We start from the raw sequence: 21155 nt of genomic DNA on the forward strand, positions 1-21155 counted from the left end.
GCACCCGCCGCCTGACTGGGCGCGCCGCCCATCAGGACGAGCCCTGTCACACGCTGGGGATACTCCGCCGCGAGCATGACGGCATGATTCGTGCCGCCCGACCAGGCGATCAGGGTGGCGCGGTCGACGCCCGCGGCGTCCGTCACCGCCAGCGCGTCGGCCGTCAGCGTGTCGTGGTCGTATCCGGTCTCGGGCCGATCGGAACGCCCGCTGCCGCGCGCATCGAACGTCACGACCCGGAACCAATGGGCCAGGTAGGGAACCTGAAATTTATACGCCCGGCTGTGCGCGATCTGCCATCCGGGGATAAGCACGAGTGTCTGGGGTGCGTGTCCGAAGACCTGGTAGGCAAGGCGGACGGGGCCGTTATGTGCGTAGCCTTCGCGGACGGGATCGGCGATCCCGCTCGCACCGAAGCGGCTGCGCAACCCGTCAAGAACCGCCTGCGGCGGCCTCACGGGTTCTCCTCGGTTGGCCCCCGGCGATCCAGCGGAACAGATTGCCCATCAGGCGTATCGCCTCGATGTGCGTGTGCGGGTCCTCGCCGGCCAGGATCTCCGCCTCGGCCCCCCAGTAGACGTCCCCGAGCAACCGCCCAAACACCTCGGGGCGGATCTTCGTCTCGATGCCGTACTCTACGAGCGCGTTCTTCGCCAGATCGGCGACGAGGCTTCGCCAATGGCCGATCATCTCCAAGAGGCGCTTCTGGATGCGCGCGTTGCTCAGTCCCTGCGCCCGCAGTTCCCACAGCGCACGCACATACCCCGACTGCACATCTTCCTTGAAGTATTCGAGTGCCTGGGCCCAGATCGCTTCGAAGGACCGCACTTCCTGATACATCTTGCGCTGGCGGGCTAAGAGCTGCTCGTTGACGTAGCCCAACACCTCGAGCATCAGGTTTTCCTTGCTGCCGTAGTAATAGTGCAGGAGGCTCTGGTTGACGCCGGCTTCATCGGCGATCTTGCGCATGGAGATCTGATTGTACCCGACGTCGATGAGGGTCCGATAGGCGGCGGCGAGGATCTGGTCTCTGGTCGAGACGACGTTGGAGGCGGGCCTGGCGCCGCGACCCGTGGCGCGTTTCCTGCGGCGTCTCGAGTCCAGCGTCTTCAGCGAGAACGGCCCGTTCAGGTCCGACGCTACGTGTTTGGGAATGGCGCCCACCCCGCCAGGTGGAATACGGCCCACAGCACCAACGCCGCGCCGAGCGGCTTCGTGAGATATCGCCCCCAGCGGGTGGTGCGTTCCGCGGCCATGATCGCGCCTAGGAGCAACATCCAGGCGAGGTTGGCCCCCCCGATCGCAAACATCAGCAGCATCAGGGTCCAGCAGCAGCCGAGGCAGAACAGGCCGTGACGCGCCCCGAGGCGCAGGGCGTCGGCTCCCGGGTGCCGGCCCCGCCAGTGCTCAACCAGGAACGAGTAGGGGGACCGGCACTTGTCCAGGCACATGTGCTTCAACGGCGTAAACTGGTACACTCCGGCGACGATGAGAATGGCGGCCGCTATCCATGCCGACCGGGCAGCCAGGTCCGGGCTCTGACCAACCGCCGCATGCACAAGGGCGTCCATCCTGTAGGCCACCGCACCAAAGAGTACCCAGACGCCTAGGTAGCCGAGCACGAGCCGCAGCACCAGCGCGTTCCGGTCAGGACGTGCGGCGATCAGCGCCCGGAAGAGGTTCACCAGCGGCAGGCTGCTCGGCAGCATCATCGCGATCGTCATGAGCGTCCAACCGAGGACGAACACCGCCAGCCCGAGAATCGGGGGGGAAATGTTCCCCCCCCCGATCCCCTGATGGCTGAGCAGGCCTGCGAACGGCGAGGCACCCCACGTCGCCAGCACCGCCCACGCCAGGACCACCAGCATCACGATCGACACGCGGTACCATCGGGCATCATCCGGGGTGCGCATCAGCCCGATCATCTCGCCGCCCTCCCGGTCTTAGCCTTCGAGCCGAAAGTTGCCGAGGACGGCGTTCCGCCCGGTGAACTGCCAGGTCATCTTGTGCTCGGGGATGTTCACCCGATGTGACGCGGCTTTTCCAACGTAGGCCGGAGACCCTGGGATTGTGCTGAAGATGCTGTCCACGAGCTTCGTCGGCCGGCCCTGGCTATCCGTGTAGGGCTGCATCTCTGCAGACACCACATCCCCGATACTGATCGTGCCCTTGCCTTCGATAAGGTTGAACTGAATCGGCGCATCGTGGACGCCTACGACTTCGCCGACGAGTTTGGCCAGGTCGGCGAGCGGCCCGCCGAGCTTCCCTGTATGCATGGCCAGAATCGCGTCCTTCTGCTTGGGTGACGCCTTGCTGTCGACGTACGCAGCGACCTTCCAGTTACCGGCGAGCACGTTCCCGGGGATGCGACACACGAGGCCGAGCGTCAGGCCACCGACGTCGATATCGTTGATGTGCCCCTTATCGTAGTGATACGCGAGGAACGCATCGCAGGTCCCACCGTCCGGGTCGTCGCCCACCCAGCACGGGCACGGCCCCCCACATGAACATGCCTCGAGGAGCCGTCCTTCAACGGCGTATCCCATCATCCCACCTCCCTTTGTTGAGAATCACCACGTTCATCATAGCAAGGGGACCAAGGAAAGGGGGCGCGGAACACTCTCCCCTCGCTATTTCCAGCCGCATCCTATGCCTTCGGCGCAATATTCTGATTCACCCGGAACAGATTCCCCGGGTCATACTTAGCCTTAATCGCCTGCAGCCTGGCATAGTTGGCACCGTACGTCGCTTCCACTCGCGCCGTTCCTTCTTCCATCATGAAGTTGACATATGCCCCAGGCGCCGAAAAGGGGTGCACCGCGTCCCAGTAGCTCCGGGCCCAATTCGTGATCTTGTCCTTGTTCACCGGATCCGGATCCACGCCGACGATCACCTCCGCCCACTTCGTCTTCCGGTAACTGAACGCTGTATCGCCGCTCCCCACCCGGTGCACCGCTCCATTGATTGGATACAAATGCATCGTCGAGAACATCGAAGGCAGGTTGGAACCATGCTTTACGTGCAGCGCGATGGATTCGTCCGTGAGATGGTCAACGAAGTCGGCCTTCCAATACCACTGCAGTCCTGGAGTGTACAGCCCGTCGAACAGACTTTGCAACGCCGGGAACGGAACCGGACCGACCCCTACCAGCAGCGGCTTGGCCCAACTTTCCGCCGGCTTGAGCAATTCCGCCGTCCGCTCCTGGCTCGCCGTCGAGCACCAAATCACTCCGCAGACGGTCCTCATATGCAGCGGCGCAGGGAACAGGTCCACCGGCGGGACTACCAGAAACGCAAAGAACCCGTTGATCTCTTCCGGCGCAGTGGTGATGAACTGCTCGTACGCCTTCATCACGGCAGGCGCGTCTTCCGCAGCGTAGAAAATCGGCCCCGCCATCACCGTGCTCACCGGATGCAGGCGGAAGGTGAACGACGTCACCACTCCAAAGTTGCCGCCGCCGCCGCGGACCGCCCAAAACAGGTCCTGGTTCTGCTTGTCATTGGCTGTGACATAGCTCCCGTCCGCGAGGACCATGTCCACAGACAACAAATTGTCGATGCTCAACCCGCATTTCCGCGACAGGTGGCCAATCCCGCCGCCCAGAGTCAAGCCTCCCACGCCGGTAGTCGAAATGATGCCGCTCGGTGCCGCCATTCCAAAGGGATGCGTCGCATGGTCCACGTCGCCCCACACGCATCCACCCGCCACTTGCGCCGTTTTGGCGGCCGGGTCCACCCGTACGCCCCGCATTCGTGACAGCTCGATCACCAGGCCGCCGTCGCAACTCCCCAGGCCCGGACCGTTATGCCCGCCGCCGCGCACCGCCAGCAGAATCCCGTTTGAGCGCGCGTGGTTCACGCACGCCATCACGTCGGCGACATCGACGCACCGAGCGATCGCGGACGGCTTCTTGTCGATCATCGCGTTATACAGTTTTCGGGCCTCATTATAATCCCCATCGCCCGGTTGAATCATCTCGCCGCGCAACTGGGCCTTCAACGCGTTCGCTTCCCTGATGGCAACTACCGCCATGGCGATCCCCTCCTGGCAGGGCATACTCCGCTAGCATTCGACGCGTCCCCGAAATTCTCGGTCGTGGTCAAGTCGGAAATGCGGGCTCCCATCTCTGCCCCTATTGACATGCCGCTTATTTCACAGGAATGCTGGGAGGTTGGCCGGCCTCGAAAAGTCCAAAGTCCATGAATTTGATGGGAACGGTACCAGTGTTTCTTGCACTGTGCACCTTCTTCGGGTCCATGTGCACAACCGTTCCCGGCTTTAGCTCCACCGATGGTTTCCCGTCTTCCTGAAATACCCCAGTACCTTGTGTGACAACGAAGGTCTGGTTCCCGGGGTGATAATGTCTTGGTATTTGTCCTCCAGGTATGAGTGTCTCATCGATAACATAGATATCCAATGGAGCGCCGTCCGACGTCTGTGCTCCTGTCGCGACCGTTTTGAGAAGCACGTTGCGTGTAAACTCTTGTTGCGGAGCACTGAGGACTTGGCTCCCGAGGGCGCCTATTGCGATTCCCACTGCCAGGACCAGCACCCAAATCGAGGTCTTTGGCATCCGACTCCCCCCTTCAATATGTCAACCCTTAGGCGTGATTCGTCCGGGTCTGCATTGGTCCACCGATTTAATCGCTCGACCAATTAATACACGAAGAAGCCTCCCTCTGTCAATCACCAAACAAATGTTCATGGGTTCGGGGATTTGTCTCGCCGGGGAACCTAGCAGCGGGCCACGCGGAAAGCGAAGAGGTAGATCACACCATCCGGGCGGGGCGCCGCGGGTGGGGGGGTGGTGTCTTTGCCGTCCTCCCACGATAGTGGAGCCGCCGCGCCGCGTTCCGCAGCCGTTCGTCAGTCACTTCGTAGTAGACTTGGGTGGTCGCCGGATTGGCGTGTCCCAGGAGGCGCTGCGCTTCTTCGATGCCCAGCCCCACGGTGGCCATCTGCTGCCCCGCGGTATGGCGGAGATGATGAAACGCAATCCCTTCCGGGATCGGCACGCCGGCCGCCGTGGCATATCGCTTGAAGATCTTCTCGACGCTCGCGTAGTGGAGCCGCGCCCGCCGGGGTTGGTGGGGCAGCCGGAAGAACAGGGCGATCGTGGGGGCGGGAGGACGTACGGCCAGCCAGGCCAGCAGGGCTTCTCGGGCGTCGGCGGTAATCGGAAGCACCTGCTCCTTGTTCCCCTTGCGCAGCACAACCAGCGACGCCCGCTCGGGATCGGAGAGGTGCACGACGCGCTCGATATCGAGCCGGATCACCTCACTGACCCGAAGGCCCATCAGCCCCAGTTCGGCCATCGCGCGATCCCGGATGACCCGCGGGGATCCCCCGTGAAACGCCGTGCGGAACTGTGCCACTTGATCTTCGGTCCACCACCGGTGCACCCGGTGGGGACGGCGGGGAGGATGGAGGTCCTGCGCGACCGAGTACGGTCGCCCCTGACGCCGCCGCAGCCATTCATAGAACTGACGGAGGGAGGTGATGCGGCGGGCGCGGGTGGCAACGGAGAGACCGGCCTCGGTCATCCGGCGGGTGAATCTCAGGAGATCCTCAGATGTGGCCTCTTCGAGATTCCCCTCGACGTACTCGCCGAAGTCTTTGAGATCCCGGACATAGGCAAGACGGGTGTTGAGCCCGTGGTCGTCGCCCTCGAGGTCGGTCCACCACTCAAGAAGGAGGGGGTGGGTCGAAGGAACCGGCGAGCGCAGATGCCGCCGTCCTGGCATGATAAAGTCCTCCGACGCATGCGACGACGTCTGTGGCGACTGCTACGTGTGGTTCGACGAGTCCTACCAGTCCTGGTCGTCTTCCACGGCCTGCCACGGATTCCTTTGTCGGACGCCGCGGCCCGCCGATGACTCCGGCGGGCCGCGGGGACGCATCCGTTACCGCGTAGCGGCGATGACCGCAGCCCTGAGGATCTCGCCGATCTTGTCCAGCGTCTCCGGCGGCGTCATCAACGGCGGAGCGAGGCACACCGTGTCCCCGATCGGAGGATCCGCCGATCCGACCCGGAGGCGCGCCAGTAGCCCTCTCGACCGGGCCTCCTGGAGCACCCGGGCTCCAAGCCCCAGCGCCGGGGCCTTGGTCTTTTTGTCGGCGACCAGTTCCACCGCGCACATCATTCCGAACCCGCGTACATCTCCGACCGCCGGAAGGTCCCGCAGGGCCTCCAGGCTGGTCAGCAACCGGCGCCCCATCGGGCCGGCCCGCTCGACCAGCCCTTCCTTTTCGAGGATGTCGAGATTCCGCAGCGCCACCGCGCAACAGGTGGGGTGCCCGGAGTAGGTCGCCGCGTGCATGAACTTCTTATCCGGCGGCGCCTGCTGCAACACATCGTGGACCCGCTTTGCGGCCAGCACGCCCCCCAACGGCAGGTAGGCGCTCGTCACCCCCTTCGCAAACGAGACGAGGTCTGGCTGAACGTTCCAGTGCCCGAGCGCGAACCAGCGGCCCGTCCGGCCAAACCCCGTGATCACCTCGTCGGCGATCAGCAGCACATTGTGCCGGTTGCAAATGTCCCGGACCCGCGGGAAATACGTGGGGGGAGGGACGATCACTCCACCCGCGCCCATGATCGGCTCGGCAATGAACGCGGCAACGGTGTCCGGGCCCTCCCGGAGGATCGCCTGTTCAAGCGCGTCCGCCGCCTCCACGCCGACATCGCCGGCCGTCGGCCAGCGGTACGCGTAGGGCGCGGAGACCTGCATGAACTCGGGGGCGAGTGGGCCAAACATCTTGTGGAACGCCGCCATCCCGGTGGCGCTCATCGCACCCAGCGTGAGCCCGTGGTACGCGTGCATGCGCGAGAAGATCTTCACTTTCGTAGGACGGCCCTGGACCTTCCAAAAGTAGCGGGCCATCTTGAACGCGGATTCGTTCGATTCGGCCCCGCCGGTCGTCAGATACACCCCGGAGGTGTCCGGGTAGGCAATCCCGACGAGGCGCTCGGCGAGGCGAATCGCCGGAATATTTGTCGTCCCGGCGTAGCTGCTGACAAACGCCAGCCGGGCCATCTGCTCGGCCGCGGCCTGCGCCAGCTCGGCCCGGCCGTGCCCGATGTTGACGTTCCAGAGACACGAGAGCCCGTCGATGTACTCGCGCCCCTCGATGTCCTTGAGCATCGCTCCGCGGCCCTCCACCATCACCAACGGGTGCTGGTGGTCGAGGGGATGGTGGAGCGGATGAATCAGGTGTTCCTGGTCCTCGCGGACGAGCATGTCGAGCGTATCGATCTTTTTGACCGCCATACCAGCCTCCCGCGTGCCGTTTGGCAACTCTCCCCGAATCTTCGGCCCGGCCGCCCGATCTCCCTGTCCTGCTCAAAAGGAACTCCTCGCGGCCGCACGAAACAGCGACCATCTATGGCGCCACAGAATCCGTGGGAGATGGCCCTGCGCCAGTTCTATGATGCGGCCGAGCATCTCTCGCTGAAACGCGGCATCCGCGAGTATCTGGCCACCCCACACCGTGAGCTCGTCGTCCATTTCCCAGTGGAGATGGATGACGGCTCGGTGCAGTTGTTCACCGGGTACCGGGTACACCACAGCTCGGTGCTCGGTCCCACCAAAGGGGGCATCCGCTACAGCCCTCGTGTGGAGATCAACGAGGTTCGGGCCCTCGCGATGTGGATGACGTGGAAGTCGGCCCTCATGCATCTCCCATACGGCGGAGCCAAAGGCGGCGTGGCGTGCGACCCGCGCCAACTGTCGCGCGATGAACTGCAGCGGTTGACGCGGCGCTACGCGAGCGAGATCAGCATCCTGATGGGCCCTCAGAGCGATATTCCCGCGCCCGACGTCGGCACCGACGCCCAGGTGATGGCCTGGATCATGGACACATACAGCATGCAGCGCGGGTACTCCGTGCCGTCGGTCGTCACGGGGAAACCCATTCCTATCGGCGGTTCCGTCGGCCGCAGCGACGCCACCGGCCGCGGGGTCATGTTTGCCGTACGGGAGGCTACGCGGCTGCGCGAACTTCCATTCGCCGGGAGCCGCATCGCCATCCAGGGATTCGGTAACGTCGGTGAGGCCGCGGCCCGACTCCTGCACGATCAGGGATGCCGGATCGTCGCGGTGAGCGACATCATGGGGGGGTGCTATTCCCCCGAGGGGTTGGATCCGCGCGCCGTGCTTGGGCACCTGCGGCGTACCGGGACAGTCGAGGGGTTCCCGGGGTCGGAGGCCGTCTCCAACCCCGACGTGCTCGAGCTCCCGTGCGATGTGCTCGTCCCCGCGGCGATCGAAGGCCAGATCACGCGCGACAACGCCGCCCGGGTGAAAGCTGGGATCATTGTCGAGGCGGCGAACGGCCCAACCACGCCAGAGGCAGACGTGATCCTGGCCGGTCGAGAGATCCTGGTCGTCCCCGACATCCTTGCCAACGCCGGCGGTGTGACCGTGTCCTACTTCGAGTGGGTGCAAGACCTGCAGGCGTACTTTTGGAGTGAACAAGAGATCAACGCCCACCTGGAGCGGATCATGGTGTCGACGTTCAAGCGCGTCGCGGACTTGGCCGCAGCTAGGCACACGACGCTACGGACCGCCGCCCTGATCGTGGCGGTTCAACGGGTCGCCGATGCGCTGATGACGCGGGGCATCTATCCGTAGGCATCGAACGCCGGGGCGGGGGAGGGGTCCCCAACCCGGCCGGGGGATAGAGTATACTACTCATGGTGCCCTCCGTGCGGTCTCCCCCGAGGGAATCGCCCCAGGCGTGATCTCCGGTCGCACGACACGAACGCTCAATAGGCGGTCTGGCTCATGTTGGACACATATGTAGGCGTGCTCGATCAGGACGATCCCCTGTATGAAGTCCTCGCGCTCCGAGTCTATCCGGAGATCCGGCGGCCCGTATTCCACGTCGAACGCCTGTCCCACACCCGGCTGGTGTACCGGTACCGGGAGGCGGAGACGAAGCGCGCGGTCGTTGGAAAGTTTTTCGACACCCGGGACCAAGACGAAAGCAAGGTCACACGGATCAAGAGCGAGTATCGAAAGTTGATCCGTCTGCGGTACCTGGGACTCAACTGTCTCCCCCATTATGTCGTGAACCCCCTGTGTCGCGAAGAGCGGATCGGCCTCGCCGTCGCCGAGGAGTTTATCGGGGGCAATGATCTCGACCACTATCTAAAGCGCGCGGCGTGGGACGGTGCATCCGCGCCGCTCGAGGAAGCGCTCGCACGCCTCGCCGCCTTTCTGTACCGGCTCCACAGCAAATCCGCCCTCGATCGGATCCCTCACGGATCCGCCTCCGCGCATCTGAATGAAGTCGCCGCCTATTTCATGAGAATCGTCGCCACGCTGCAGCGGCAGGGACTCCTCTCCCCGAATCGCGCCGCGGCGTACCTGCGGCTCAGGGACCGGTGGCTCCAGCACGCCCGCATGCAGGCGGAGGCCGTCACCGTGCACGGGGATGCGACGCCCACTAACTTCCTGTTCCCCAACGGGGACGGCGTCGTGGCGATCGACCTCGAACGGATGAGAGATGCGGACCGGGTGTACGACGTCGGGATGGTCTGCGGCGAGTTGAAGCATGCGTTCCTCTGGCGGATGGGGCGCCTCCACGTCTCGGAGCCGTTCATCCACCACTTCCTCTGGCGGTACGCACGCAACTTCCCCGCGCCCGAAGGCGCATTCTGGGAGATCACGCAACGGGTCCCGTTTTACATGGCGCTGACCGAACTTCGGATCGCCCGAAACACTTGGCTGGACTGGGAGTACCGGCGGCGGTTGGTGCGGGAAGCCCGCGAGTGCCTGACCTGGGGCCTGGAGTTGTGATTGCGTGACGTCTCCGCGCGCCATCTTCTTCGACCTGTATGGCACGCTGATTGATATCCGGACCGACGAGGACGACCCGTGGGTCTACGCCACGCTCGCCGAGTATCTCGGCTACTGGCGGGTCTCGATCACGCCCGCTGAACTGGCGCGGGAGTATCGGGCACGGGTGCGGACTTACCTCGAGCGAAGCCCCGAGCGGTTTCCGGAGGTAGACGTCTCGGTCGTGTTTCGTGAGATCATGACCCACTATCGACGGGGCGGACCCGACGACGGCGGCGACGGCCTCGATACCACTCAGACCATCGCCGTGTCGACCCTATTTCGGACGCTGACCCGGCGCTACTTTGCCACCTTTCCCGGCGTTCATCAAGTCCTGGACCGGCTCCGGGCTAGGTACCGGATCGGGCTCATCTCCGATGCCCAGTGGGTCTTCACCGAACCGGAACTCGAGATCGCCGGTCTCAGCCAGTTTTTTCCGGTCAGGGTGCTCTCGTCGCGGATCGGAGTGAAGAAGCCCAGCCCCCGCCCATTCCTCCAGGCAATGCACGCGCTCGGGGTGGCGCCCGAGGCCTCAGTCTACGTGGGCGATAACCCTCCGCGAGACCTCGCCGGAGCCCGCGGGGCCGGGATGCGCTGCATCATCTTCAGAGGAGAGAATGTCCAGCACAACGGGTTGGTCCCGGATGCCTGCTTCCAAGCTTACGCCGAACTCGAAGCCGTCGTGGAGGCCCTGATCGGCGCCTGAGATCGCGGATCGCGGCGGCCTACTGGATTGCGAACATCGACTCAAAGTCCGGCGTGATCTCGGGTGGCACAATCTCGACCCACTGCCGCCCGCGGTTGAACTCAATCTCCCGGCCTGCATCGTCCAAAAATCGGAGCCGGTCGGTCCTCGACGCCTTTTGCCATTGGCCTTCCGTCACCGTCCCATCCTGAATGATCCAGGCCCGGCCCGAGCCGACGTCGGAGAACGTCCACGTGTCCTCCCTGATCTCCGTCCGGCCGTGGATTCTCGAGATCACCGCGATCGCGATGGACTGCGCGGTAAGTGGCGTTCCCGTCGCCGCATCGACGTCCTCCACTCCCGCGATGAACCGCTGATAGTCATCCGTGCCAGGCCGGTAGACCCATGCGACGCGGTACTCGGGGAAGGAAAATTCGATCGTCACCTTTTGGATCGCGGGTCGCAGCCCGGGCGGCATGGCGGCCTTCCACACCGGATGATCGATGACGACTTTCTCTCCCCACCCCGACCGATCCATCAGATCGCGCAGCGCACGGGTGGACGTGAACATCGTATGTTCAAGCGCCAGATGCGGCACAAGGATGCGGCGGAAGGCCTCTGCGTACCGGAACTGATCAAGATCCTTGATTTGGAACGTGGCAATGTGATCGAGGGCGTCGGCGTTGCCGCCGACGTGGGCAACGGCGGCGTCGAGCTCCAGCACATAGTTAAGGAACTGGGTGCGCACGGATCGGACGGGGCCGACGCGGTCGGCGTCGTTCGGGCCGAAGACCGCCAGATACCTGGTGATACCCCCTTCGGTGATCGCCTCATAGACACGAGACGCGAGTGAGAGCCCCCACTGCGGCCGGGCATCGGGGAAGTTCTCAATAATCACTGCGAGGGGCCGGCGTCTGGCCAGCTCCTCGGGCACCGGCTCGCCGGCAACGGGATCATCGATGAGGAATTCCTGGGGTGGAGTCGCCACCCTGGGTGGCGCCTGCGGCGGCGCGCTGCTTGGGACCGGGCTCACTACCAGCACCACGAGCATCGCGCCGGTGGCCATCCATCCGCGGGTGTTCAACAAGATCTTCATCACGAATTCGCGTCCGTGACGCAGTGTATCGAGCGCCGCGTGCAATTTCAAGACCGTGACCGAAACACCCGTTCGGCACGGTGGATGCGCTCGTGAGTGATCGCTGATCTGGCCTGATCGGCCGGACCAGATCGCGTCAGGATCGGTTCTTCGAGTCGTTCGAGAAGTCGCTCGCTGCACCACGGTGCAGGATCTCGAAGAAGTACCTGAGCGCAATGACCACGGTGACGATCTCGACGAGATCCCGCAGAATCCCCAGCATCACCCCGGCGGGCCCCTGCACGTGGATGACGGCGCGGTAAGCCGAGACGAAGAGCACCAAGAACACGACCCAGGCGGCGACGGGGATGAACGCCATGAGCACGGTCTGAAGCGAGACCCCCTGCGTGAGGAACTTCCGTCCACCCCGGAACGATCGATCCATGCAACGACTCCCTCCAGAGGCGTCCGAGCTGCCCAGAGTGCTGCTCCGTCAGTATTCTGCCCCCCAGAGGGCCGCCCTAGACGAACTCCGGCGGTCCGGCAAAGGGGATCTGTCCGTGATCGGCCAATGACACCAACCGGGGGTGCGTCCTGGGCGGGCCCCGGCGATAGACCGGAATCCCCGAGGTTCTCCGAGGAGCGCACCAGCAAGAAGGAGGCGAGCTGCCATGCATAGTGGTGTCGTGCGTCGAGGGGTGATCGCGCTCATTCTGACTGTCACCGTCGGTGTAAGCTGGCTGGGAACGTCGCGCGGCGCGCCGGCCGGGAAACTCGAGATCTTTTCCTGGTGGACCGCCGGAGGCGAGGCCGACGCGCTGAAAGCCCTCTTCGATTCCTACCATAAGCGCTACCCGGCTGTCCAGATCGTCAACGCCACGGTCGCGGGTGGTGCCGGAACCAATGCCAAGGCCGTGCTGAAGACCCGGATGCTCGGCGGGGACGCGCCGGATTCGTTTCAAGTGCATGCCGGGCATGAACTCATCGATACGTGGGTCCGCTCCGGTTATATGGCGCCCCTCACTGCTCTGTTTCGGTCGGAGGGCTGGACCAAGGTCATGCCGCCGGGTCTGATCGAGATCCTGTCGTACAAAGGCGACATCTGGTCGGTGCCCGTGAACATTCACCGCGCCAACATCCTTTGGTATAACAAAAAGATCTTGACCGATGCGCACCTCATGCCGCCGACGACGTTTGACGAGTTCTTCAAGGTGGCGGACGCCATCAAGGCTAAGGGGGTGGTGCCGTTTGCCCTCGGCGACAAGGAGGGATGGGAGGCGGGGCACGCCTTCGAAACCGTGCTCATCGGGACGCTTGGAGCCGATGGTTATCGGGGACTATGGACGGGGAGAACCGCGTGGACCAGTCCAAAAGTGACCGCAGCGCTCGATACGTTTAAGAAGATGCTGTCGTACACCAACACCGATCACGCGGCGCTCACCTGGGATGGAGCAGGGGAGTACCTTGCAGGCGGGAAGGGCGCAATGATGATCATGGGGGACTGGGCCAACGGGTGGTTCACCTCTAAGAACGTGAAGGACTACGGCTGGGTCCCGGCGCCGGGGAACGCCAACGTCTACGACGCCCTGTCGGACAGCTTCGGGCTCCCCAAAAAAGCGCGGGACAGGGACAACGTGATGGCGTGGCTTCGCACCCTAGGGTCGCGGGAAGGGCAGGAGGCTTTCAATCCCCTGAAGGGGTCGATCTGCGCTCGGACGGACTGCTCGGCGAGCCTGTTTAGCCCGTACCAGCAGTGGACGATGACCCACTGGAAGACCGACGCGATCGTCCCCAGCGTGATTCACGGGGCGGCGGCGAGTGAGGGATGGGCGACCGAGTACAAAGATGCGATCGCCCTGTTCGTGACCTCCCGGGACACCGCAGGGACGCAGAAAGCCCTGCAGAAGGCCTGCGCGGCTGCCGGGGTGTGCAAGTAGCTCCAGCGCCATCTCCCATCCTTGTCAGACGGGGTGGAGGTGAGAGGATAGATTCCAGCTAGTGCGGAGTCGATCTCGCAGGTGGGACCGCGTGGTGGCCACCATGATGGTGCTCCCGTCCGTGGCCGCGATCGCGATCTTTGTCTACGGGTTCGTCGGCTGGACCGGGTATGTCTCGCTCACCCGGTGGAACGACGTCCTCCCCGACTATACCTGGGCCGGGCTCAGGACCTATCGCGATCTGTTTGACGCGTTCCGCTTCCGGATCGATATCGTTAACACCATCAAATTCACGCTGGCGTTCCTCACCGGCTGCTTGGGCATCGGGTTTTCGCTCGCGGTCATCCTCGACCGGCGGATGAAAGTCGAACCGGTGTTTCGCACGCTCTTCCTGGCCCCGTTGGCGATCTCATTCATCGTGACCGGGGTGGTGTGGCGGTGGCTGCTCAACCCTGGGAGCGCCCAGCTCGGAAGTGTCGGCATCAACCTGCTCCTCGATCGGGCCCATCTCGGGTTTCTCAAGACCGGCTGGTACACCGACCCTCGGATCGGCATCCTTGCGGTGGCCCTCGCGGCGATCTGGCAGCTCTCCGGGTACACGATGGCCCTGTACCTGGCCGGCCTCCGCAGCATCCCGGATGAGCTCAGCGAAGCCGCCTACGTGGACGGTGCCGGGGAGTGGCAGCGGTACCGATACGTGCTCATCCCGCTGCTGCAGCCAATCACGCTGAGCGCGGTCATCATCCTCGGACACATCTCGCTCAAGATCTTCGATCTCGTGGTCGCCATGACCGGTCCCGGCCCGGGGTTCAGCAGCGACGTCCCCGCGTTCTTCATGTTCGACACAACCTTCCGGGGCAACCACTTTGCGCAGGGCGCGGCGATTGCGGAGATTCTTCTGGTACTCGTCGCGCTCCTCACCGTCCCATACCTCGTCCACAGCACACGCACCGAGGTGGAACGGTGATCCCCCACCGTGCGGTTCGTGGGGGGACGGCAGGGCAGGGGAGGGGGAGTGCTCGGGCAGTCCCGTTCTTCGTCGGCGCCGCGCTCGTCCTCTCGGCGACATTCTATCTCTTGCCCTTCTATGTGCTGGTCGTCACGTCGATGAAGAGTTTTGCCGAGGTCAGCCTCGCACGGATGTGGGCGCTCCCGTCCGGCCTCTATTTCTCGAGTTTTGTCCAGGCCTGGCAGGGCAATCCCGCTCACGGCCAGCGTGGCCTAGCCGCCAACTTCCTGAACAGCGTCGAGCTCACGGTACCCGCGACCATCCTGTCGGCGTGGCTCGGATCCATGAACGGGTATGTGCTCGCGAAGGTGCGGTTCCGCGGCGCCGACGTCGTCTTCCCGGCGATCCTGTTCGGGATGTTCATTCCGTACCAGAGCGTCCTCATCCCTCTCGTCCAAACCCTCCAACGCATCGGCCTCTATGGCACCCTCCAGGGCCTGATCTTCGTCCACGTCGTCTACGGGATCCCGATCACCACGCTTATCTTCCGCAACTACTACGCCACGGTGCCGAACGAGCTCGTCGAAGCCGGCACGATGGATGGGGCCGGGCTGTGGGGGATCTATCAGCGCATCATGATCCCGCTGTCGCCCCCGGCGTTTGTCGTCGCGGCGATCTGGCAGTTCACATCGATTTGGAACGATTTCCTCTTCGGCGTCACGGTGACCAGCCAGCCCGACGTCCAGCCGATCACGGTCGCCCTCAACAACCTCGCCGGGAGCTTCGTCGTCGAATGGAACGTGCAGATGGGCGGCGCGCTGCTGGCTGCCCTGCCGACGCTCCTCGTGTACGTCTTCCTGGGGCGCTACTTCATCCGGGGGCTGATGGCGGGATCGTTGAAGGGCTGACAGCGGTTGAATGTGTGGAACATTTGTGGCACACTAGAAGAGGGAGCACGGGAGACGAACACGTGACGCAGGTGGCGGTCAGGAAGGCTGAGCAGGCCCTCGAGCACCGGCTCGCCAGTCATGGGCAACTCGTCCGGCTCCTTGCGCTTGGAAGCGCCGAGGGAGTCCGCACCTTCGTTGTGGAGGTGAGCAACTTCTTTACCGGCCTCGGCACGAAAGCCGGGGTTCCTCCAGATCAAGCGCTCATCATCACCGGCGCGGTCGTCTATGACGCGTTTCCATCCCTGTTGTGTTATCGGCGGGGGCACCGGCAGGCCGCGTCGCGCCTCCTCATCGCTCGGTGGCGGGCGTATCTCGGCCAACGTGTGAGCCCGCGAGACCTGTTTGCATCATCCTGCCGGCCAACATCCGAAGACGATGTCCTCCTGCGCGTCTTCGCGGCGACGGTCTCCGGCATGCTGGTGGAGCAGGCGAAGGTTTCGCGAGGGCGGGCCATCTTGGCTCGGCTGGCGGGGGCCCTGGGGCTCAGCCAGGACGAGATGGGCCATATCCTGGGGGTCTCAGGGGAAACGATCCGCCGGTGGGGTCATGGCAAGATCGCGGTCCCAGAGCAGCAGTTGGCCAAACTCGATTCGGCGGATGCGGCGCTCACACGATTGCAGGCGCTGTTCCGTCCCGAACGACTGCCCGAGGTCATCCGGAGACCGGCAGAATTGTTCACCGGTGAACGGGCTATCGATTGGATCCAGCGGGGCCGGATTGCAGAGGTGGCGGATCGGTACGAGATGGCGCTGTCTTATCAGGCATGACCGGGCCGCTCCTCGTGGACCACGGCCATCTCGTGTACCGGGTGATCCGCCAGAGGTGGCAAGACCCCCTCGACGCATCCCACAGTCGGGGGCGCACGGACAACCGATGGAACACACAGGCGTTCCAGGCGTTGTACGCGTGCTGCAGTGAGCGCGTAGCCCGAGCGGTCGCGCTGGATGTCTTCCGGCTGTCCGGGGTGGAACTGGAAGACCTCAACGCGGATGTCCGGCCGGCGTTGGTGGAGATCACCTGGTCGGGCACGGTCGTCGATGTGGCGTCGGCGGACGGGGTGATCGCAGCCGGATTCCCCCCCACATATCCGGCGGGGATCAGCGTCAGCGAGACGCAACACGCCGCGACCGCATGGCACAGGGCCGGCTTAGAAGGCATCGTGTGCCGCAGCGCCTCGCTGGCTCGGTTTGGGTTCGCTGAGTGGAAAGATCCGCATCCACCCTGGGGAGAGATCGCGATCTTTCCGCAGAACGCCAAGCATGCGCCCCACAGGCGCCGGAGGCGCGCCGACCTCGACTGGTTGCGCGCTGAGCCGCCAACCGCACACGCCTGACACCACGTGTCCCTGGGGATCGGAGAAGGTTCGTGACGATTGTCGTCTACGGAAAGCCGGATTGTTCCCTCTGCGAGAAGGCGAACGCCATTTTGCAACATCTCCGGCGAGAGTTCGATTTCAACATCGAGCACATCGATATCACCGCGGACCCTCGGCTCTTCCGCCGCTACCGTGAGAAGATTCCCGTGCTGACGGTGGACGGCCGGGAGATCGCCTGGGGCATCGTCACGGTTCCGACCTTACGGTCTGCCGTGAAGCGCTTGCTGGAAAAATAATCGAAACGGAGGTGAACGGATGGCAGCGGTCAAGCTGATTCCGGAGGGGTATCACACGGTCACACCGTACCTGACGGTCCAGGGAGCAGCTCGATTGATCGATTTCCTAAAGAAAGTATTCGACGCCCGCGAGACGGAGCGGTTCGAGCGCCCAGACGGGACGATTGGACACGCCGAGCTACGGATCGGCGACTCGGTCGTGATGCTGGGTGATGTGCAGGGCGAATCGAAGGCGACATCGAGCGCCATGTACGTCTACGTGAATGACGCCGATACGATATACAAGCGAGCGCTCGAGGCAGGGGCCACTTCGGTGATGGAGCCCGCCGACCAGTTCTACGGTGACCGGCACGGCGGCGTAAAGGATCCCGCTGGGAACTACTGGTGGATTGCCACCCACATCGAGGATGTGTCACCCGAGGAGCTGAAGAAACGGGCGGCAGCATTCATGAAGCAGCGGTCCTCAGGCTGAAGTCGGCCATTGACCTGAGTCTCTTGGATACCTTCCAAGAGTACACCGACCCCAGACTTGTCGCCCTGTACGACACGGTGTGTGCACCTCGCGCAGATTTGGCTTTCTACATCAGACTGGCAGGGACGCTACGCGCTTCGTCGATCGTCGATATTGGCTGCGGTACAGGGCTACTAGCCTGCGAGCTGGCCGGGCGCGGTCACCGCGTGACGGCGGTCGATCCATCGCCGGCCATGCTGGACTTCGCCCGCCATCGTCCGGGCGGCGGTGGGGTGAGCTGGATCGAGGGCACCGCGAGCCGGCTGGGCGAAGTACAGGCCGACTTGGCGATCATGACCGGCCACGTGGCCCAGGTGATCCGCGACGACGAGGGTTGGCAGGGGACGCTGGGCGCCGTACACCGCGCCTTGCGACCGGGGGGGCACGTGGCGTTTGAGAGCCGCAATCCGCGTGCGCGAGCATGGGCGGGGTGGGCGCCGCAGGGATGGCGCCGGAGCATCCAGGACGCTACGCATGGACCCATCGAAGTGTGGAGCCAGTTGATCGAGGTCGCGGGCGCATATGTGCGGTTTGAGATCCACTACCGGTTTTCGTCGTCTGGTGAAGAACTGGTGTCTACGGGCGAATTGCGGTTCCGTACCCGCACCGAACTCACGCAGTCGTTGATCGACGCCGGCTTCTCCGTGGAACACATCTTCGGCGACTGGGACGGTCAACCTGTCAGCGAGGGAAGCCCGGAGCTCATCTTCCAGGCGGTACGCGGTCAACCACCGAGACTATCTCTACGCGTTTGAGTCTGTTTGCGCCGCCAGGCCGGGTGACGCTATCGCATCTCGTGCCAGGCCAATGGCACAACACGCCTCCGGCCCTTGCCAGCCAGTACACCCAGCGCACCCCGCACCGCCGGATCGTAACGCACCACCAATGTGGCATTGTCCAGACGCAGCCCGTACTCTTCGTCGGACGCGACGACAGCGCCGACCACCGTCATCGTCGACCCTGCGTGCATCTCGATGACTCCCTCCGCGACCACAACGCCCTCGACGGCCAAGGAGGCCCCCTCGCCCACGATGAGCGGAGCGTAGAGCTCGCGCGTGAGCGTGATTACCCCAGGAAGCAATCGCGATGACGCCTCATGGTGAATCGTGAGGCGGCTGCCCGGTTGAAGGGTCAGACCACCCTCTGCCGCCAGGAACCCCTCGGCAACGGTCACGTTGGCGTTGCCGGGCAACGTGACGGGGCCGGCCACGACGATCGGACCCACTAGCGGGATGTCCCGACGGCGAATGTATTCGAATAGCGCAGAAATCTCTTCCGGCGTGTAGAGGCTGTTCCGCTTGGACGCGAGGCCTGGCGACTCCATCGCCCGGCCGGCCGCCTGGTTCAGGGCAGCGTTCAACACATTCTGCACAGCCTGGCGACGCAGGGTACCGGCATCCAGGTATGGGACGGCCTCGCGTTCGATGGGACGGAGCGTCACCTCCTCGAGGTTGGTCACGTTGACCCCAAATGAACGGAGGCGGTCGGCTCCCGCAATCGGCTGGTGTAGATCGCCAACTGTGAGCCGCTTGATGTCTGCAAGCCCGAGTTGCAGCGCCCCGCTCCGTCCGGGGCAGGAGGGACCAAGCTCCAAGCTGCTCCCCCGAGTCCGGAACCAGAGTTCGGCATTCACGCCGATGAGGACCCGCGGCAGGCATTCCTGACCGGCTGGCCCGATCAGTGTGACCCCGGCCCGCGGCCCCTCAATCGCCACCAACCCCGCACTGAAGAGCGCGTGATCCAACACCCGGGGAGCGATCTTCGCGGTTACGCGCACGCCGCTGCGAGCCCCGCCCGCCTGGCCCCAGGACACGATGCTCACGAAGTCGTTCGCCAGGTCGCGGACGTCAACGGTGAACTCTCCGCGTAGCCCGCCCGCGTCGATGTGCTCGCGATACCCCAGGGGCCGCCACGAGGCATCATCCGAGCCATCAGGCGCCCGTCCATCGAGATACCAGATGACCTTCTCCACCCCCGCTTCGGCGATGTAGCGGGCCTCCATCGCTCGCAGGCGGTCACCCACGAGGCGCTGCTGGAGATTCATGCGGGCGATAAAGCCCACCCCGAGGATGGTCAGGAGGATGGTCACGACTGCGAGGAAAAGAAGGAGACTCTGGCCCGACTCCTGCCGAGGCCACGGCGGAATTCTCCTACAGGCCTCCGCCCGACGCGCCTCCAGCTGACATGACCTCACAGGTTTCTTGGGCGGATCGACGTCCGCAAAGTGATCGACCTGCCCTGTCGTTCGATCGTCATGGTGACCGTGACGCGGTCCCCCTCGCGTTCGACCGCAAACCCTTGCACGTGGCTGGCGATGAGCCGACCCTGGCCGGAGACCCAGTCGGCCACAGCATCCGGGCTGGCGAGGTCGATGCGGCGAAGCTCAAGCCGATCTGGATCGTAGACGAACGCGACCCATCCTCCCCACGTGAGCAGGCCGCTTGCGGCGAGAGCGCCACCGCCTTCAGCCACAGGACCGGACCGGAGGACGAGGATATCGCGTCCGGGCTGCCCTCCGCCGCCACCTCGAACCGCATCCATAGAATGGCTCGATTCCCTGATCGCTGCCGCGACCACCTCGATCCCCACGGCCGCCTCGCCAGGATCGATCGCCTCCGCCCCTCGCTGCCAGAGCGCCAGACCTCCCCGGAAGAGGCCGAACACTGCCAGCCCCAGGATCCCGGCGATCAGGGAGGCCACCAGGAACTCGATGAGGCTCAGTCCCCGTTCCCGGAGATTGCGGCTCATGGTGCCTCCGGCATCCGCACCACGGTGGTGAGCGTCACCTGGTAGTGACGTCCGCTGCGGGTCCAGGCCACAGTCACGGTGCCCTGCCCGAGGCCGGGCGCGACGGCCGCGACCCCTGCGGTCCAACGGTACTGGGGTGGCCCCGCGAGATCGCCGCCAGTGTCGCCTGCGAGCCCGGGGTCGAAAGGATTGGCGATGAGTTGCTCGAGACGAGCCTGCGCCAATTCCGCTGCTCCGGCCAGATCGGCAGCATGCTGGTTCGCAAAGACGCCGACCGCGTAGAGGCCAAAGATCCCTGCGGCCACGATCGCGAACAGGCTCATGGCCACGATCAGTTCTATGAGGGTGGCGCCGCGCGACATTTGATGATGGCTCAATTTGCTCCCTCGCGATGGTTCCCTGCTCCCGTAACGGGGTCTCCAAATGTCCCCTGAATGTCCTTTGAATGTCCCCTGAATGTCACCTCCTCTGACGGCCGGCAAGTGATCTGCAAGAAGCTGCGCCCAGGACGGAAAACCGCACAGGAGGCCTGGACGGCGCTACCGAACCCCCAACTCCTCCCTCTAGGGGGGAGAGCATCCGCAAGAGCTAGGAGGTGTGTATGAGACACGTCAGGATCCCATGGATGGCCCCGCTCAGGCTCGGGGCGGTCACGGCCCTCGCGGCGGCCATCGTCTTCGTTCCCGACGCGCCGTTGGGCGCCGTCTCCGTGACGAACGTCCAGGTGAACCAGGTCCTCGCCGGCCCGTTCCCCAAGAACAAACAAAACGAGCCCAGCCTGGCCCAGAATCCGAAGAACCCCCTGAACCTGATCGCCGGATCGAACGACGAGATCGGCGAGCCCGCCTG

25 protein-coding genes are annotated in these 21155 nt (G+C 64.3%); 12 read left to right on the forward strand and 13 right to left on the reverse strand.

The features are described 5' to 3' along the window. The 8 genes from VFP86_00170 to VFP86_00205 form a co-directional block, all read right to left on the reverse strand. On the reverse strand, positions 1–458 hold a 458-nt coding region (locus tag VFP86_00170), incomplete at its 3' end, for an alpha/beta hydrolase (GenBank protein HET8998040.1). Beyond that, positions 433–1164: a TetR/AcrR family transcriptional regulator gene (locus tag VFP86_00175; GenBank protein HET8998041.1), complete on the reverse strand. Its 732-nt coding sequence runs from the start codon at positions 1162–1164 to the stop codon at positions 433–435. The genes VFP86_00170 and VFP86_00175, both read right to left, overlap by 26 nt. Next, on the reverse strand, positions 1140–1925 hold the full coding sequence (locus VFP86_00180) for a DUF2182 domain-containing protein (GenBank protein ID HET8998042.1): 786 nt from the start codon (positions 1923–1925) through the stop codon (positions 1140–1142). The genes VFP86_00175 and VFP86_00180 overlap by 25 nt, the downstream gene beginning before the upstream one ends. Positions 1926–1943: 18 nt before the next feature. After that, entirely contained in the window at positions 1944–2546 is a 603-nt protein-coding gene (locus VFP86_00185) for a DUF1326 domain-containing protein (GenBank protein ID HET8998043.1), read from the reverse strand. A 101-nt stretch (positions 2547–2647) separates the two neighbouring features. Beyond that, the gene (locus tag VFP86_00190) at positions 2648–4033 is read right to left on the reverse strand and encodes an FAD-binding oxidoreductase (GenBank protein ID HET8998044.1); all 1386 of its coding nucleotides are present in this window, start codon (positions 4031–4033) and stop codon (positions 2648–2650) included. Between the two features lie 115 nt (positions 4034–4148). Then, positions 4149–4574 carry a cupin domain-containing protein gene (locus VFP86_00195; GenBank protein HET8998045.1) on the reverse strand — a complete coding sequence of 142 codons (426 nt, stop codon included), beginning with the start codon at positions 4572–4574 and terminating at the stop codon, positions 4149–4151. 196 nt (positions 4575–4770) lie between these two features. Further along, positions 4771–5745 carry a tyrosine-type recombinase/integrase gene (locus VFP86_00200; GenBank protein ID HET8998046.1) on the reverse strand — a complete coding sequence of 325 codons (975 nt, stop codon included), beginning with the start codon at positions 5743–5745 and terminating at the stop codon, positions 4771–4773. Between the two features lie 159 nt (positions 5746–5904). Continuing rightward, positions 5905–7269, reverse strand: coding sequence for an aspartate aminotransferase family protein (locus VFP86_00205; GenBank protein HET8998047.1), 1365 nt, complete (start codon positions 7267–7269; stop codon positions 5905–5907). A 114-nt stretch (positions 7270–7383) separates the two neighbouring features. Between VFP86_00205 and VFP86_00210 the strand changes: the two genes are divergently transcribed. The 3 genes from VFP86_00210 to VFP86_00220 all read left to right on the forward strand — a co-directional run bounded on the left by VFP86_00210 (position 7384) and on the right by VFP86_00220 (position 10546). Next, the gene (locus VFP86_00210) at positions 7384–8631 is read left to right on the forward strand and encodes a Glu/Leu/Phe/Val dehydrogenase (protein ID HET8998048.1); all 1248 of its coding nucleotides are present in this window, start codon (positions 7384–7386) and stop codon (positions 8629–8631) included. 153 nt (positions 8632–8784) lie between these two features. After that, positions 8785–9801, forward strand: a complete 1017-nt coding sequence (locus VFP86_00215) for an aminoglycoside phosphotransferase family protein (GenBank protein ID HET8998049.1) — start codon at positions 8785–8787, stop codon at positions 9799–9801. A 4-nt stretch (positions 9802–9805) separates the two neighbouring features. After that, positions 9806–10546 carry an HAD family hydrolase gene (locus tag VFP86_00220; GenBank protein HET8998050.1) on the forward strand — a complete coding sequence of 247 codons (741 nt, stop codon included), beginning with the start codon at positions 9806–9808 and terminating at the stop codon, positions 10544–10546. Positions 10547–10565: 19 nt separating this feature from the next. Here VFP86_00220 and VFP86_00225 read toward each other — a convergent pair whose 3' ends face one another. Then, a complete protein-coding gene (locus tag VFP86_00225; protein HET8998051.1) occupies positions 10566–11621 on the reverse strand; it encodes a DUF3048 domain-containing protein in 1056 nt (351 codons plus the stop codon). A 136-nt stretch (positions 11622–11757) separates the two neighbouring features. Beyond that, complete coding sequence (locus tag VFP86_00230) at positions 11758–12045, reverse strand: hypothetical protein (protein HET8998052.1); 288 nt, start codon at positions 12043–12045, stop codon at positions 11758–11760. A 226-nt stretch (positions 12046–12271) separates the two neighbouring features. Here VFP86_00230 and VFP86_00235 point away from each other — a divergent pair, with 226 nt between their 5' ends. The 8 genes from VFP86_00235 (at position 12272) to VFP86_00270 (ending at position 18313) form a co-directional block, all read left to right on the forward strand. Next, positions 12272–13537 carry an extracellular solute-binding protein gene (locus tag VFP86_00235; protein HET8998053.1) on the forward strand — a complete coding sequence of 422 codons (1266 nt, stop codon included), beginning with the start codon at positions 12272–12274 and terminating at the stop codon, positions 13535–13537. 103 nt (positions 13538–13640) lie between these two features. Continuing rightward, positions 13641–14504: a sugar ABC transporter permease gene (locus tag VFP86_00240; protein ID HET8998054.1), complete on the forward strand. Its 864-nt coding sequence runs from the start codon at positions 13641–13643 to the stop codon at positions 14502–14504. A 110-nt stretch (positions 14505–14614) separates the two neighbouring features. Then, a complete protein-coding gene (locus VFP86_00245; GenBank protein ID HET8998055.1) occupies positions 14615–15394 on the forward strand; it encodes a carbohydrate ABC transporter permease in 780 nt (259 codons plus the stop codon). A 62-nt stretch (positions 15395–15456) separates the two neighbouring features. Continuing rightward, on the forward strand, positions 15457–16203 hold the full coding sequence (locus VFP86_00250; protein ID HET8998056.1) for a helix-turn-helix transcriptional regulator: 747 nt from the start codon (positions 15457–15459) through the stop codon (positions 16201–16203). After that, the gene (locus VFP86_00255; protein ID HET8998057.1) at positions 16200–16769 is read left to right on the forward strand and encodes an RES family NAD+ phosphorylase; all 570 of its coding nucleotides are present in this window, start codon (positions 16200–16202) and stop codon (positions 16767–16769) included. The genes VFP86_00250 and VFP86_00255 overlap by 4 nt, the downstream gene beginning before the upstream one ends. Before the next feature lie 32 nt (positions 16770–16801). Next, a complete protein-coding gene (locus VFP86_00260) occupies positions 16802–17047 on the forward strand; it encodes a glutaredoxin family protein (GenBank protein HET8998058.1) in 246 nt (81 codons plus the stop codon). A gap of 19 nt (positions 17048–17066) precedes the next feature. Continuing rightward, a complete protein-coding gene (locus tag VFP86_00265; GenBank protein ID HET8998059.1) occupies positions 17067–17519 on the forward strand; it encodes a VOC family protein in 453 nt (150 codons plus the stop codon). Between the two features lie 77 nt (positions 17520–17596). After that, positions 17597–18313 (forward strand): class I SAM-dependent methyltransferase, encoded by a 717-nt coding sequence (locus VFP86_00270; GenBank protein ID HET8998060.1) that lies wholly within the window; start codon positions 17597–17599, stop codon positions 18311–18313. A gap of 29 nt (positions 18314–18342) precedes the next feature. On the opposite strand, the gene VFP86_00275 is transcribed toward VFP86_00270, so the two are convergent. The 3 genes from VFP86_00275 to VFP86_00285 all read right to left on the reverse strand — a co-directional run bounded on the left by VFP86_00275 (position 18343) and on the right by VFP86_00285 (position 20683). Beyond that, positions 18343–19647: a hypothetical protein gene (locus VFP86_00275; GenBank protein ID HET8998061.1), complete on the reverse strand. Its 1305-nt coding sequence runs from the start codon at positions 19645–19647 to the stop codon at positions 18343–18345. A 101-nt stretch (positions 19648–19748) separates the two neighbouring features. Beyond that, positions 19749–20306, reverse strand: a complete 558-nt coding sequence (locus tag VFP86_00280; GenBank protein ID HET8998062.1) for a prepilin-type N-terminal cleavage/methylation domain-containing protein — start codon at positions 20304–20306, stop codon at positions 19749–19751. Further along, on the reverse strand, positions 20303–20683 hold the full coding sequence (locus tag VFP86_00285) for a prepilin-type N-terminal cleavage/methylation domain-containing protein (GenBank protein ID HET8998063.1): 381 nt from the start codon (positions 20681–20683) through the stop codon (positions 20303–20305). The genes VFP86_00280 and VFP86_00285 overlap by 4 nt, the downstream gene beginning before the upstream one ends. Positions 20684–20907: 224 nt before the next feature. On the opposite strand from VFP86_00285, the gene VFP86_00290 reads away from it, so the two are divergent. Next, on the forward strand, positions 20908–21155 hold a 248-nt coding region (locus tag VFP86_00290), incomplete at its 3' end, for a hypothetical protein (GenBank protein HET8998064.1).

The sequence above is a fragment of the bacterium genome (assembly GCA_035703895.1).
Taxonomy (GTDB): domain Bacteria; phylum Sysuimicrobiota; class Sysuimicrobiia; order Sysuimicrobiales; family Segetimicrobiaceae; genus Segetimicrobium.

Bases quoted from the DNA above. Each gene is read 5' to 3' on its own strand.
- VFP86_00180 (HET8998042.1), bottom strand. From the start codon at position 1,925: ATGATCGGGCTGATGCGCACCCCGGATGATGCCCGATGGTACCGCGTG.
- VFP86_00185 (HET8998043.1), bottom strand. From the start codon at position 2,546: ATGGGATACGCCGTTGAAGGACGGCTCCTCGAGGCATGTTCATGTGGG.
- VFP86_00190 (HET8998044.1), bottom strand. From the start codon at position 4,033: ATGGCGGTAGTTGCCATCAGGGAAGCGAACGCGTTGAAGGCCCAGTTG.
- VFP86_00195 (HET8998045.1), bottom strand. From the start codon at position 4,574: ATGCCAAAGACCTCGATTTGGGTGCTGGTCCTGGCAGTGGGAATCGCA.
- VFP86_00200 (HET8998046.1), bottom strand. From the start codon at position 5,745: ATGCCAGGACGGCGGCATCTGCGCTCGCCGGTTCCTTCGACCCACCCC.
- VFP86_00205 (HET8998047.1), bottom strand. From the start codon at position 7,269: ATGGCGGTCAAAAAGATCGATACGCTCGACATGCTCGTCCGCGAGGAC.
- VFP86_00210 (HET8998048.1), top strand. From the start codon at position 7,384: ATGGCGCCACAGAATCCGTGGGAGATGGCCCTGCGCCAGTTCTATGAT.
- VFP86_00215 (HET8998049.1), top strand. From the start codon at position 8,785: ATGTTGGACACATATGTAGGCGTGCTCGATCAGGACGATCCCCTGTAT.
- VFP86_00225 (HET8998051.1), bottom strand. From the start codon at position 11,621: ATGAAGATCTTGTTGAACACCCGCGGATGGATGGCCACCGGCGCGATG.
- VFP86_00230 (HET8998052.1), bottom strand. From the start codon at position 12,045: ATGGATCGATCGTTCCGGGGTGGACGGAAGTTCCTCACGCAGGGGGTC.
- VFP86_00235 (HET8998053.1), top strand. From the start codon at position 12,272: ATGCATAGTGGTGTCGTGCGTCGAGGGGTGATCGCGCTCATTCTGACT.
- VFP86_00240 (HET8998054.1), top strand. From the start codon at position 13,641: ATGATGGTGCTCCCGTCCGTGGCCGCGATCGCGATCTTTGTCTACGGG.
- VFP86_00255 (HET8998057.1), top strand. From the start codon at position 16,200: ATGACCGGGCCGCTCCTCGTGGACCACGGCCATCTCGTGTACCGGGTG.
- VFP86_00265 (HET8998059.1), top strand. From the start codon at position 17,067: ATGGCAGCGGTCAAGCTGATTCCGGAGGGGTATCACACGGTCACACCG.
- VFP86_00280 (HET8998062.1), bottom strand. From the start codon at position 20,306: ATGAGCCGCAATCTCCGGGAACGGGGACTGAGCCTCATCGAGTTCCTG.